This is a genomic window from Anaerovorax sp. IOR16 (genome assembly GCF_017168145.1).
Classification (GTDB): Bacteria; Bacillota; Clostridia; order Peptostreptococcales; family Anaerovoracaceae; genus IOR16.
This window is the reverse complement of sequence record NZ_JADQTL010000001.1, coordinates 20,596-34,450: the sequence shown is the minus strand read 5'-3', so window position 1 is coordinate 34,450 and position 13,855 is coordinate 20,596. Positions and strand designations below refer to the sequence as shown.

The following is a 13,855-nucleotide window of genomic DNA, read 5'->3' as shown; positions in this document are numbered from 1 at the left end:
ATATCCTTGTCTACAGTCTGGGAGCTGTCCTATAATAAGAACAGCTCTTTTTTCATCATTTAATACGGTATGCTAATTTTTTGAATTAATGAGTTTCGTTGTATTTCTTAATTCCTATAGCAAGAAGATCCATTGCTCTTTCAAGATCTTTTTGGTTTAATACATAAGCAAGTCGAACTTCATTTTTGCCGCAGTCTGGAGTTGCATAGAAACCACCGCCAGGAGCAAACATTACTGTTTCGCCGTTGTCGTCAAATTCGGTTAACAGCCAAACTAGGAAGTCTTCAGCATCTTCAACCGGAAGCTTAGCCATTACATAGAAAGCACCCTGAGGTTCTTTGCATACAACGCCATCAATTTGAGAAAGCTTTGCATAAATGGTGTCTCTTCTTTTTTTGTACTCTTCTCTTACTTCATCAAAATAGTTTGCTGGTACACTGTAAAGTGCTGCAGAAGCTACCTGATCTAAAGTTGGTACGGAAAGTCTTGCCTGACAGAATTTCATAATATGCTGCTGTAATTCCTTATTTCTTGTAATAACAGTACCAATTCTTGCACCACAAGCACTAAATCTCTTGGAAACAGAGTCGATGATAATTACATTGTCCTGAATATCTTCAAAGTGTCCCATGGAAGCAAGTTTTTCACCGCCGTATACGAATTCTCTGTATACTTCATCACCAATCACAAACAAATCATGTTCTTTTGCGATATCAGCAATCAAACGCATTTCTTCCTGTGTTAGAACAACACCGGTTGGGTTTCCTGGGTTAGTAAACATAATGGCTCTTGTATTTTCATTGATGCAAGCTTCAATCTTTTCTCTTACGGCATAACGGTAACCTTCTTCAACCGAAGTAGTTAAAGGACGAATGGTAGCACCAGTTGTTTTTACAAAGGTATTGTAGTTTGGATAGAAAGGTTCTGGAATGATGATTTCATCTCCATTGTCAAGGATACAGTTTAAAACAATCTGTAGCGCTTCGCTACCGCCTGTTGTAACAACAATATCACTTTCAGCATAGTCAATGCCAATTCCCTTATAATATTTCTGAATGGCCTGAACCATTTCAGGAATACCAGGGGATGGGGCATATGCAAGAACAGGAGCATTGAAGTTTTTAACAGCTTCAAAGAATGCTTCTGGCGTTTTAATGTCAGGCTGTCCGATGTTTAACTGATAGATTTTTTTGCCCTTTTTCTTTGCTTCTACTGTATATGGGTAGAATTTACGAATCGGGGAAAGATTACATTGTTTGATCTTGCTTGAAAATTTCATGCGAAATACCTCAACTTTCCTATTTACATTTTGTATTTGGCGTTTTTTACGCAAATATCCACTGTGATTAGTATAACAAGAAATAACATTTCTTGAAACCCCGTAATGCAAAAAAGTATAAAATTTTTTGTACTTTTACCTCTTGAAAAAGAAAACGAGCTATGATAAACTACTTTTGTAGTTATGTAGATTAGTAGGATAGAAAAAAGTAAGGATTTTGTACAGCGGTACTTCTATTTTGCTATAGGTACGGCTCTTTTTTTTATCAATAGTTGTAGCACAGGAGGTAAGTAGGAAAATGATATGGAGTAATATGGAAACCCTGGATAGGGAAGCATTTCGAAAGATTCAATTGGAACGGTTGAAGAAAACCGTTCCACGTGTATATAATAATGTACCTTTTTATAAAAAGGCATTTCAGGAAGCCGGTGTTGAACCCGGTGATATTAAAACGTTAGAAGACGTATCCAAACTGCCAATGACGGTAAAGCAAGATTTTCGGGATAACTACCCGTTTGGTCTTTTTTCTTCTCCGCAAGAAGAAATTGTCCGTTTTCACGCATCATCCGGAACTACGGGAAAACCGACAGTAGTCGGATATACACGCAACGACATGGATACATGGTCTGAATGCGTTGCTCGTATGGTAAGCATGGCAGGCGTTACAAACAAAGATACGGCTCAAATTTCTTTTGGCTATGGACTTTTTACAGGTGCGCTTGGATTACAACAGGGACTTGAACGTATTGGTGCTTCGGTCATTCCAATGTCAAGCGGAAATACGAAAAAGCAAATTATGATAATGAAGGATTTTCGTACCACAACATTAATCAGTACACCATCTTATGCACTTCATATGGCTGAAATCGCACGAGAAATGGGTGTTGATCCTAAAACGGATTTGAATTTAAAATTTGGTTTGTTTGGTGGGGAAGGTTCAACCGAAGCAATGCGAAATGAACTGATTGATAGCTGGGGACTGTTTGCTACAGAAAACTACGGCATGAGTGAGCTCATCGGACCTGGTGTTTCTGGAGAATGTGAAGCGCTTTGCGGAATGCATATCAATGAGGATCATTTCTTGCCGGAAATCATTGATCCAAAGACTGGTAAAGTACTTGGTGAAGGTGAAGTGGGAGAGCTTGTTATAACGACGATTACAAAGGAAGCACTCCCGATTATTCGTTACAGAACAAAAGACATTACTTCCTTGCATTATGAAAAATGTGAATGTGGCAGAACGACAGTTCGTATGTCAAAGATTCAGGGAAGAAGTGACGATATGTTGATTTTGGGAGGCGTAAATGTATTCCCGTCACAAATTGAGGAAGTTCTTCTTAACACGGAAGGCATTGGACCGCATTACCAGATTAAAGTATTTAAAAAGGGATACTTAGATAAAATTGAAGTGGATGTTGAGTTAATTGATGCAAATCTGTTAGATTCCTTTTCACTTTTGGAAGCATTGCGCAACACAATTAAAGGAAGACTTCGAACGGTATTGGGTATTGATGCAAAGGTTACTTTACTTGAGCCTAGAAGTTTAGCAAGATTTGAAGGAAAAGCTCAAAGAGTAATTGATATGAGGGGGGCTAAATAATGTTGGTAAAACAAATTTCTATTTTTATCCCAAATGTAAAAGGGTCTTTGGCGAAATTAACTTCTATTTTAGTGAAAAACAATATTGATATTCGTGCCATTTCTGTTTTTGATACAACTGAGTTTGGAATACTCCGTTTGGTTGTAGACAATCCGGAGGAAACCGTATCTATATTAACAAAGGAAGGAATTGTTGCAAAAATCAGCGATGTATTAGCCGTTGAGCCTGAGGATAAACCAGGCAGCTTAGATGAAATTTTTCAGATTTTGAGCGACAATGATATTAATATTGATTATATTTACTCATATGTAATGCGGATGAGGGAGCTGCCTTATATTGTCTTAAAGACAGATCATATGGAAAAGGCTGCTAAGATTTTAATAGAACGAGGTATTAAGGTAATACAATAAAGTAAAGGGAGCTACGTAATCAGTGGCTCCTTTTTTGTCTGGCAGGAAATATATCGTTAGATTGTTGGATTTTCTGCTGAACAAAAAAGAAAGTGCAGAGGGGAGAAAAGAGATGAAGGAATTGCTGGTTGTGATTGATATGCAGAAAGATTTTGTAGATGGTGCGTTAGGTACAAAGGAAGCCGTAGAAATTGTACCAAAAGTAGTGAAAAAAATAAAAGAATTTGAAGAAAATAGTCAAGACCTTATTTTTACAAAGGATACACATACGGAAGAATATTTGGATACGCAAGAAGGAAAGAAATTACCCGTAGAACATTGTATAAAGGGAAGCAGCGGCTGGGATTTTGTAGATGCATTACAGCCATTTGCAGAAAATTGCCTTGTTATTGAAAAGCCTGGCTTTGGAAGTGTGAAGTTAGCAGAACTAGTTGGAGAAAAAAACTATGAGAAAGTAACTTTAATAGGACTTTGTACAGATATTTGTGTCATTTCCAATGCCCTGATTTTAAAAGGACATCATCCAGAACTTCCAATTTATGTTGATGCAAGTTGTTGTGCCGGGGTTACTCCTGCTTCTCACAAAAATGCATTAGAGGCTATGAAGATTTGCCAGATTACTATTGTAGAATAATAAGTTCTATAAATTTAGTCTAGTAAAAAGAGAAAGACTGGTACTCTATCATTGAATATGATAAAATTAAAAAATGGCCTTCTGAATCTAAAGCTTTTCTATAGAAAAGTGTATTTTATAATGGATTGCGGAAGAGTTTTTTAATAAAGGAAAGGGAAGGGAAATGGAAATCAATCAAAGTGATCTGAAGTACCTTGAGTTATTGTCCGAACAGTATAAAACGATTGGAGAGGCAAGTACAGAGATCATTAATCTAATGGCGATTTTAAATTTACCAAAAGGTACCGAGCATTTTATCAGTGATTTACATGGAGAATACGAATCGTTTCTTCATATTTTAAAGAATGCGTCCGGTGTCATCAAGTTAAAGATCGATGAAACATTTGGAGATCGAATGACGGTTGAACAAAGAAAATCACTGGCTACTTTGATTTATTATCCGGAACAAAAGCTAGATATTATGAAGCAGGAGGTTGAGGATTTAGAAACATTTTATCGAGAAACTCTTGCTATTTTAATTGAACTTTGCGGAATTATTACCTTTAAATATACAAGATCTTATGTAAGGAAGCAGGTTCCAAAGGAATATGCTTATATTATTGAAGAATTGCTTTATGGCTTAAGCCGAAGTGAAAGTGAAAACAAGTTACAGTATAGAGAAAGTATTATCAATACCATCATTGAGATTCATGCTGCGGATGACTTTATTATAAAAATGGCAGAATTAATTTCTCGAATTGTTGTAAATCGCCTGCATATCATTGGAGATATTTTTGATAGAGGCCCAGGGGGCGATATCATTTTAGAAGCTTTGATGAAACATCACAGCGTTGACATTCAATGGGGAAATCATGATATTTTATGGATGGGCGGTGCAGCCGGAAATAAATCATGCATTGCAAATATCATCAGAATTTGTACGCGTTATGATAATTTACATACTTTGGAGGTTGGCTACGGAATCAGCATTCGTCCGTTGGTAACATTTGCATTAAGTACTTATGCAGATGACCCTTGTCCAAACTTTAAACCAAAGGTAAGTACTACAGATGCCTTATATGCATCTGATGTAAATTCACTTGCGAAAATAAACAAAGCCATTGCAATCATTCAGTTTAAACTAGAGGGACAGCTTATCGAAAAGCATCCTCTCTATGAAATGGATGAATTACGTTTGCTTCATAAAGTCAATTATCAAAATGCTACAGTAGAAATTGATGGAAAGCAATACGAGTTAAATAATAAGTTCTTCCCTACAATTGATCCGGATGACCCGTATAAGTTAACGGAAACGGAAGAAGCTGTTATGAATCGTTTGCAGCAGGCATTTTTAGAAAGCGAAACTTTGCAGAGACATATACAATTTTTATTTGCGAAGGGAAGTATTTATAGCTGCTATAATGACAATTTATTGTTCCATGGATGCATTCCGATGGAACCAGATGGATCATTCTCTGAGATCAAGACAAGTACCGGAACTGTAAAAGGTAAGGCTTGGCTGGATCATGCGGAACGTATTGTAAGAGAAGGTTATTTTGGAGAAGAAGGGACGACGGAAAAGGAACGTGGCGTAGATTATTTTTGGTATTTATGGTGTGGTTATAAGTCTCCGCTATTTGGGAAGAAGAAAATTACAACCTTTGAACGATGCTTTATTGAAGATGAATCTACTTGGTATGAAGCAAAAAATCCTTATTATAAATTGATTGATGATGAAGAAGTCGTTGATAAAATGGTTGGGGAATTCGGATTGCCAAAAGGAGAAGCACGTATTATCAATGGACACATGCCGGTAAGTAAAGGAACCAGTCCACTTCATGCAAATGGAAGAGTTTTTGTAATTGATGGCGGATTTGCAAAGCCATATCAAAAAAAGACAGGCATTGCAGGCTATTCTTTGATTTATAATTCCTATGGCTTTATTTTAACTTCGCATGAACCATTTGAATCCGCAAAAATTGCGGTGGAGCAAGAAAAGGACATTCATGCAACCATGGTTGCGAAAGAGGATATTACGAAACGTATTTTAAATAAGGATACCGATCTAGGTAAGCAAATGCAGGGGAAAATCATAGATTTAAAAAAATTGCTGCATGCATATCGTTCTGGTTTGGTAAAACAAAAAGCTTAATAAAAAAACGAAAAGAGAAATTTATATTTTTCTTTTCGTTTCAGACTGTAGACAAAATACCTTGCTAAATTTATATTCTTATAATTTCTGCAAGGTATTTTCTATTTTTTCTATAAAGCTTTTAAAAAAAGAAAAAATAAAAGGATATCTCTATGCCATTTGATTCCTTCTTTCAGATTTATGAATCCATGTTGCTAGTTTTTTTAGATTCATGGACGCAAAAAGAAGATTCAGTTCCATTTCTATCTTCTGAATCCCTCGATATTGTGTATAACGCATATTATGTTTTTCTTTTGCATCTGCAAAGACTCGCTCAATGGTTTGACTCCGTAGTTTGTAAAGATCTCGATACTTTGGAGTATGACGAATGTCCTCACATTGCTCTATGTAGTTTTCCCATATATGACGTGTGACTACTTTTACATGGTCCTTACTTGCTGTGCATTCTGATAAGGAAGGGCAACTCTTGCAAATTTCTCCTTTACTCTTATATTCCCGATACCCTTCTCTATTTGTTGTAGTATAGTTTAACACTTGGTTTTCTGGGCATACAAAGCAATCATAGTATTCATCATAAGCATATTCGTGTTTTTTAAAATAACCATTTTTTGTCATAGGTCGTTTGTATGGTAGGATAGGAATTCGTTTATCTTTGAGTATTTCTCTAGCAATTGCAGGTGTTTTATATCCGGAATCCATTACAATATTTTTTACACCTTTATATCTTTTTACTTTTTCATAAATCTTTGGGAATGCAACTGAGTCATGTACATTTCCTGGATTTGTATGAAAAGCAAGTATGTAATTGTTTCGATCGCAAGCTACATTTGCAGCATAAGCAAATACTACCTTATGCTTTCCTTTATGAAATACACCGCAATCCGGATCTACGGTACTTTTCTTGATTACTTTTGTCTTTTCTTTGGCTTCCGTTTTTTTTTACAAGCTTGTTTTCCTCGTTCAATGCGATCTTCGTTAATTTCTTTCATTAGTTCTTTTTCATAGTATTTAACGGATTCCAAAACGGTTTCTTTTTCACTGTTATGGTTATTTGCACTTGCTTTAATATGTGTACCGTCAATGAAAATGCTTTCTGAATTAATGAATTCATATTCCATAATTTCAGCAATGACTCTTTGAAAGATTTGTTCGAATAAGTCAGTATTTTGAAACCGACGAGAGTAGTTTTTACCAAAGGTAGAAAAGTGAGGAATTTCTTCCTCTAAACTATAACCAAGATACCATCGATAAGCTACATTCGTTTGAATTTCTTTAATGGTCTGCCTCATGGATCGAATACCAAAGGTATATTGAATGAGGGTAATTTTAATTAAGACGACAGGGTCGATGCTTTCTTTTCCCACATCAGAATACAAATCTTTTACAAGGTCATAAATGAAAGAGAGATTAATCGCAGTATCTATCTTACGAATAATATGATCTTGTGGAACAAGAGAATTCAAGGTTACCATTTGAAATTGATCACGACCTAATAAATCTTTCTTACCCATCATAAAGCAAATACCTCCATGTATTTATACATATATTTTACCATAAATACAATAAAATGTATTACATTATGTAAAAAAAACTGTAGGCAAAGATAGAGATATCCTTGTCTACAGTCTGAAACGAAAAGAGAAATTTATATTTTTCTTTTCGTTTTTTATTATTACGAATTAGTTAAAAAATTGTACTAATTAATTATAAAATTGTTACACCATCAATTAATTCTTTTTCCATTTCAATACGATGGAATGGCGTATTGATACCCGGATGGCCACCAGTGTGTAAGAAAATAATGGTTTCTCCTTTTTCTATTTTCCCTTCTTGTACCATATCTAAGATTGCAGCAAAGGTTTTGCCGGTGTAGCAAGGATCCAAAATAATTGCTTCTTTGCGAGCCATTTTATAAATTGCTTCACGCACTGCTGGATTTGGTTTGTTATAACCTTCTCTAATATAATCAACCTCAACATCAAAATCAGATCCTGTTGGAGTTAGCGGAAGATCATAAAAATCCTTTACTTTTTCAAAATAACGCATTATATGAGTGTCCTTGTCTGTTTCAAAAGGCAGAATGGCTACGCCAGTTAACGACAAAGGAGATTTCTCATTTTTTAGTCCGCAGAAGAGACCCATATAAGTTCCCATACTTCCTACTGTTGTAATAACGCGGGCATTTTTAAGGTTTTTTTCTTCTGCTTGTTTAGTAAGTTCCATCGCACACTCATAGTAACCTAAGATTCCGAGTTCATTGGAACCACCGATTGGAATCGAGTAAACAATTTCACCATTGGATTCATAACGTTTTGTTACTTCTGCCTCTAATTCTTCATATTGTGTTGTAACATTTCTGCCATCACTCTTTTTCAATACTACTTCAGCACCCATAAGACGATCCAATAGAATGTTTGCAGAAACTTCTCCTGGATATTCATCAATGCATAAAATGACACATTTCATACCATATTTTGCAGCAACGGCAGCGGTGAGACGACCGTGATTGGTTTGTGCTCCTCCCATCGTTAAAAGGGTTGTTGCTCCCTTCGCCTTTGCGTCATAAAGGAGGTATTCCAGTTTTCTAAGTTTATTGCCTCCCATACCGATTCCGGTCAAATCGTCACGTTTTATGTAAAGTTCAATTTCCAATTCCTTTGAAAGAGTGGGTAAGTATTCTAAAGGTGTCGGTAAATGAAGGAAATTAATTTTTTCATGATTTAACAGCATAGGTATATTCTCCTTTTTCTTTTTATGATACGATAATTAAGAATGAAAATAAGCATATTTTGGCATATTAAATAAATATGCGAAATAATATACTTGAGTGTATTATATACCGAATTTACAAGAAAGAGAAGGGAAACTTTGGTTTTAAAAGAACGGAAAAAGGGTATATATAACGCTAGCAAAACGACATAAGACATAATTTTTATTCATATAAAGAGTTATTTTAAATAAGAAAATGAAAGAATAGAAAGGAAAAGGGAAGATGAAGACAGTAGAGTTGACAAAGGACTTACATTGGATTGGGGCCTTAGACCCTGATTTAAAAGTATTTGACATTATTATGTATACAGAGTTTGGTACGAGCTATAATTCTTATTTGATTCATGGCTCCGAAAAAACAGCGATCTTTGAAACAGCAAAAGAAAAGTTTTTTGATGAATATTTAGAAAAATTAAAGAAACTTGTATCAATCGATGACATTTCTTATATTATTGTAAACCATACAGAACCGGATCATTCTGGATCGATTGCAAGACTTTTGGAAATAAATCCAAAAATTAAGATTGTAGGTTCTGCTGCAGCAATTAATTTTGTAAAGGAAATTTGCAACCAAGATTTGAATGCTATTGTTGTAAAGGATGGTGATACATTATCCTTAGGCAATAAAACACTTCGCTTTATCAGTGCACCGAATCTTCATTGGCCGGATAGTATTTATACCTACATTGAGGAAGAAAAGACTTTGATGACTTGTGATTCTTTTGGAGCACATTATACCTTGGATGAGGTGACAAATGATAAAATTACGAATACAGAAGACTATATGAAAGCGCTTCGCTATTACTTTGATAATATTATGGGCCCGTTTAAAAAAGATTTGCTTTCAGCCATTGCAAAGATTGATAAATTAGACTATATAAGAATTTGTCCCGGCCACGGACCTGTTTTGGTGAACAATCCAAAAGAGGTAGTTGAACACTATCGTGAATGGGCAACGGAAGTAAATCCGAATGAAAAGAAAACGGTAGTTATTCCATATGTTTCTGCCTATGGATATACAGAAATCATGGCAGAAGAAATTCGAAAGGGTATACATGCAGCAGGTGACATTGATGTTCGTTTGTATGATTTAGTAACAGCAGAACAAAAAACTGTTTTGGATGAGATGTATTGGGCGGATGGTTTATTATTTGGGACGCCAACAATTATTGGGGATGCATTAAAACCAATCTGGGATTTGCTTACTTCTATATTTGCAAAAACACATGGAAAGAAGCTTGCTTCTGCATTTGGTTCCTATGGTTGGAGTGGGGAAGGAGTTCCTCACGTATTGGAACGATTAAAGCAGCTTAATATGAAAGTGTATGGAGAAGGACTTCGCATAAGATTCAAGCCAAGTTCTGCCCAGCTTCAAGAATGCTTTGAGTTTGGATTTGGATTTGGCGCATCTGTTTTAGCAGGAAAAGTGGTAGAGAAAAAACCGGTAAATTCTGCGACACGGAAATGGAAATGCTTAATTTGCGGTGAAATAGTAGAGGGAGAGGAACCTCCTCAAGCTTGCCCAGTATGCGGTGTGGGACCAGAACAGTTTGTAGAGGTAGAGCAGGATGTAGTAACATACCAATCTTCCACTAACGAAAGATTTATCGTTATCGGCAATGGTGCAGCAGGAATTTCCGCTTGTGAAGAAATTCGAAAGAGAAACAATACTTGTTCGATTGAAATCATCTCTTCTGAAAAAGAAAATGCTTACAATCGACCAATGCTGACAAAGGGAATACTAACAGAAATCGATGATTTGAATTTCCATGTCAAAGAAGCTGAGTGGTACAAAGAAAATAATATTAAAGTTACATTAGGAACAACCGTGAAAGAACTCAATGGTGAAGAAAAGAGACTGGTATTAGATAATGGCGAAACAAGAAGCTATGATAAGCTGATTTTGGCAATGGGTGCAGAATGTTTTGTTCCACCGATTAAGGGTGTGGATAAAAATGGAGTTTTTACAATTCGTAACATTGAGGATGTTCGTCAAATACAAAAATATCAACAGGGAGTGGAATCTGCCATTGTCATTGGTGGCGGCGTTTTAGGTCTTGAAACTGCATGGGAATTACATCAGGCAGGAATGAAGGTGGCTGTAATTGAATTATCACCGGGACTTATGAGTCGTCAGTTGGATGATAGAGGTTGTGAACTATTAAGAGATTCCGTTGAAAAAGTTGGAATTTCTGTGTTTACTAATGTGGGAATTGATGAAATTATTGGAGAGAAAGAAGCTTCCGGGATACGCTTAAATGATGGTGTTGAAATCAAAGGCGGTTTGGTTGTTTTGTCAACAGGAATTAAACCCAATGTGGAATTAGCAAAGAATGCAGGGATACAAAGCGGACGTTCCATTACAGTAGATGAAAAGATGCAAACGAGTGTTGCTGATATTTATGCTTGCGGTGATTGTGCTGAGTATAATGGAATCAATTATGCGATTTGGAGTCAGGCACTTGAAATGGGTAAGACTGCAGGGGCTAATGCGGCAGGAGATGGAGCTGTTTATGAGACAGTCATACCTTCCAATGCATTCAATGGTATGAAAACTTCCTTATTTGCAATTGGTGACAATGGAAAAGATCCGGAAAAGAAATATAAAAGTATAGAACTTTTGGATGACGGAAAAGGGACGTATGAAAAATTGTATTTTTGGAATGATCGTTTCTGCGGCGGAATATTGCTTGGTGACGTCAGCCGATCTTCAAGACTTCTTACTGCATTTCAAAAGAAGGAATCCATGCGGAGCATGCTTTCTTTGTTAGGATAAAGAAGGTGGAACGGAGTGCTTTTCAGCACTCCGATTTTTATACATACATTGATTAAAGGGAAAGCGGTATCTTTTTAGGAGGCATTTTTATGACTAAAATACTCATCGCAGATGATAATAAACAGATTACATCAATTTTAGAAGAATATGTAAAAAAAGAGGGGTTTACATCGGTTGTTGCATTCGATGGCGAAGATGCCGTAATAAAGTTTGAGACGGAACAGCCGGATTTATTGCTGCTTGATGTAATGATGCCAAGAAAAGACGGATTTGAGGTCTGCAGAGAGATACGAAAAGTATCCAATGTTCCCATCATTATGATAACAGCAAGGGGTGAAGACTTTGAAAAAATAATGGGATTGGAGATTGGAGCAGATGACTACATTGTGAAACCTTTTTCGCCGGGGGAGGTAATTGCTAGAATCAAAGCAATTTTACGTCGGATTGCTCGAGAAGAAAAAAATGTTCAGGTCTTTTCCTATGATAATTTAAAAATAAATCTAGAAGACTATACCGTTATAATTGATGAACAGCTAATTTCTCTAACGAAAAAAGAAATTGAGATTTTATGGACATTAGCAACAAGTAAAAATAAAGTATTTTCGAGGGATAATTTGTTAAATTCTCTTTGGGGTTATGACTACTTCGGAGACAACCGAACGGTGGACAGTCACATAAAGAGACTTCGTGCAAAGCTGGATCAATATAGCCACCCAAATTGGGAGATTAAGACAATATGGGGCGTAGGATATAAATTCGAGGTACTGGAACATGTTTAAAAATAAGATTGCACTGAAGTTGACTTTAAATTTTGCAGTTGCTTTATTAATATTATCAATTATAATAGGAAGCCTTTTCATGGTTTTATTTCGAAACCATACCATCCGATTGCATCGGGAAAAATTGTCAGATCAAGCAAATACCATAGCAGATATTTTCACAGATTATACGAGAGTGGATTCTGGTTTCGGGGGAAAAGGCGGCTTTGGCCCCAACGGAGGCTATGGAGCGTATCTTCGTTTTATGCGAGAAATTGCAGGCACAGATGTTTGGGTTGTCGACGAGCAATTAAATTTGATTACTCTTAATAATCGGAATGCAATGGGAATGGGGCGGTTTCATTATGCCGAATTGCCTAGTGAAGCAGAAGGCTTGATCGATGATGTGTTTCGTGATCAAACCGTATTTAGTGAAGATTTTAGTTCTGTTTTAACGGAACCTACATTGACAGTCGGAGCACCGATTAAAAATGTAGATGGTGTAGTAATCGGCGCAGTGCTATTGCATACACCAATAAAAGGAATTGAAGAAGCCACTCAAAAAGGGTTTCAATTGTTAGGAATTAGTATTTTAACGGCACTTTTGATTGCCTTTTTGTTGTCGTCTCTTTTTTCGTATCACTTTACACAGCCTTTGACGAAGATGAAAAAAAATGCACTCCTTCTTGCTGAGGGTAAATACATGGTTAAAAATCACATCAATCAAAAGGATGAAATTGGTGATCTTGCAAACACCTTGGATCTTTTAGCGGATCGATTGGATGAAGCAAGCAGACAGAGCGAGAAATTGGAGCAGCTTCGGCGTGATTTTGTAGCAAACATATCACACGAATTACGAACACCAATTACAGTAATCAGGGGTTCTCTAGAAGCTTTAGTAGAGCAAGTGGTAACAGATGAAAAACAGGTAGAGGAATATCATAGCCAGATGCTCAAAGAAGCAAAATATTTACAACGCTTGATTGGTGATTTACTCGACTTATCTAGATTACAGAATACTGATTTTAGTATGGAAAAAACGGAAATGCTATTATGTGATGTGATCGAAGATGCAGCAAGAAGCATCTCTAAAATTGCAGAAAAAAAGGGTGTTTCTATTCATCTAAATCTAGAGGAAAGTGAGAAATTAGATTGTCATATTCTTGGAGATTATGGTCGCCTTCGACAAATGTTCATGATTATTCTTGATAATGCAGTGAAATTTTCAAAAGAGGGTGGCAGTGTAGAGATTCATTTAAAGGGAAGAGAGTTGTCGATTTGCGATCATGGTCAAGGAATATCAAAAGATGAGCTTCCCTATATTTTTGAACGTTTTTATAAAACAACTTCCGAACAAAATAAGACGGGAACAGGTCTTGGACTTGCCATTTCAAAGCAGATTGCAGAGAGGCATGGTATCGAAATTCAGGTTGAGAGTACGGTTGGAGAGGGGACGAAATTTAGTTTATATTTAAAAAAAGATATGAGTCATAAGTAA

At 36.2% G+C, this 13,855-nt stretch carries 9 protein-coding genes and 1 pseudogene; 7 read left to right on the top strand and 3 right to left on the bottom strand.

The window, feature by feature from the left end; all coding sequences use genetic code 11:
• Positions 1-85 precede the first annotated feature (85 nt).
• Complete coding sequence (locus I2490_RS00165) at positions 86-1,279, bottom strand: pyridoxal phosphate-dependent aminotransferase (protein WP_206457771.1); 1,194 nt, start codon at positions 1,277-1,279, stop codon at positions 86-88.
• A gap of 298 nt (positions 1,280-1,577) precedes the next feature.
• Between I2490_RS00165 and I2490_RS00160 the strand changes: the two genes are divergently transcribed.
• The 4 genes from I2490_RS00160 to I2490_RS00145 all read left to right on the top strand — a co-directional run bounded on the left by I2490_RS00160 (position 1,578) and on the right by I2490_RS00145 (position 6,054).
• Entirely contained in the window at positions 1,578-2,879 is a 1,302-nt protein-coding gene (locus tag I2490_RS00160) for a phenylacetate--CoA ligase family protein (protein WP_206457770.1), read from the top strand.
• Positions 2,879-3,289 carry an ACT domain-containing protein gene (locus tag I2490_RS00155; RefSeq protein ID WP_206457769.1) on the top strand — a complete coding sequence of 137 codons (411 nt, stop codon included), beginning with the start codon at positions 2,879-2,881 and terminating at the stop codon, positions 3,287-3,289. The genes I2490_RS00160 and I2490_RS00155 overlap by 1 nt, the downstream gene beginning before the upstream one ends.
• A gap of 112 nt (positions 3,290-3,401) precedes the next feature.
• A complete protein-coding gene (locus I2490_RS00150) occupies positions 3,402-3,923 on the top strand; it encodes a cysteine hydrolase family protein (RefSeq protein ID WP_206457768.1) in 522 nt (173 codons plus the stop codon).
• A 163-nt stretch (positions 3,924-4,086) separates the two neighbouring features.
• Entirely contained in the window at positions 4,087-6,054 is a 1,968-nt protein-coding gene (locus I2490_RS00145) for a fructose-1,6-bisphosphatase (protein WP_206457767.1), read from the top strand.
• A gap of 150 nt (positions 6,055-6,204) precedes the next feature.
• Here I2490_RS00145 and I2490_RS00140 read toward each other — a convergent pair.
• Positions 6,205-7,568: pseudogene (locus I2490_RS00140) on the bottom strand (IS1182 family transposase).
• Positions 7,569-7,758: 190 nt separating this feature from the next.
• Positions 7,759-8,784 (bottom strand): 1-aminocyclopropane-1-carboxylate deaminase/D-cysteine desulfhydrase, encoded by a 1,026-nt coding sequence (locus I2490_RS00135; RefSeq protein WP_206457766.1) that lies wholly within the window; start codon positions 8,782-8,784, stop codon positions 7,759-7,761.
• Positions 8,785-9,046: 262 nt separating this feature from the next.
• Between I2490_RS00135 and I2490_RS00130 the strand changes: the two genes are divergently transcribed.
• The 3 genes from I2490_RS00130 (at position 9,047) to I2490_RS00120 (ending at position 13,855) form a co-directional block, all read left to right on the top strand.
• Positions 9,047-11,599: an FAD-dependent oxidoreductase gene (locus I2490_RS00130; protein ID WP_206457765.1), complete on the top strand. Its 2,553-nt coding sequence runs from the start codon at positions 9,047-9,049 to the stop codon at positions 11,597-11,599.
• A gap of 89 nt (positions 11,600-11,688) precedes the next feature.
• Positions 11,689-12,378, top strand: a complete 690-nt coding sequence (locus I2490_RS00125; protein WP_206457764.1) for a response regulator transcription factor — start codon at positions 11,689-11,691, stop codon at positions 12,376-12,378.
• A gap of 79 nt (positions 12,379-12,457) precedes the next feature.
• Entirely contained in the window at positions 12,458-13,855 is a 1,398-nt protein-coding gene (locus tag I2490_RS00120) for a sensor histidine kinase (protein ID WP_245157029.1), read from the top strand.

Coding starts and splice junctions, on each gene's coding strand:
- I2490_RS00165 (WP_206457771.1), bottom strand. CDS start 1,279: ATGAAATTTTCAAGCAAGATCAAACAATGTAATCTTTCCCCGATTCGT.
- I2490_RS00160 (WP_206457770.1), top strand. CDS start 1,578: ATGATATGGAGTAATATGGAAACCCTGGATAGGGAAGCATTTCGAAAG.
- I2490_RS00155 (WP_206457769.1), top strand. CDS start 2,879: ATGTTGGTAAAACAAATTTCTATTTTTATCCCAAATGTAAAAGGGTCT.
- I2490_RS00150 (WP_206457768.1), top strand. CDS start 3,402: ATGAAGGAATTGCTGGTTGTGATTGATATGCAGAAAGATTTTGTAGAT.
- I2490_RS00145 (WP_206457767.1), top strand. CDS start 4,087: ATGGAAATCAATCAAAGTGATCTGAAGTACCTTGAGTTATTGTCCGAA.
- I2490_RS00135 (WP_206457766.1), bottom strand. CDS start 8,784: ATGCTGTTAAATCATGAAAAAATTAATTTCCTTCATTTACCGACACCT.
- I2490_RS00130 (WP_206457765.1), top strand. CDS start 9,047: ATGAAGACAGTAGAGTTGACAAAGGACTTACATTGGATTGGGGCCTTA.
- I2490_RS00125 (WP_206457764.1), top strand. CDS start 11,689: ATGACTAAAATACTCATCGCAGATGATAATAAACAGATTACATCAATT.
- I2490_RS00120 (WP_245157029.1), top strand. CDS start 12,458: ATGGTTTTATTTCGAAACCATACCATCCGATTGCATCGGGAAAAATTG.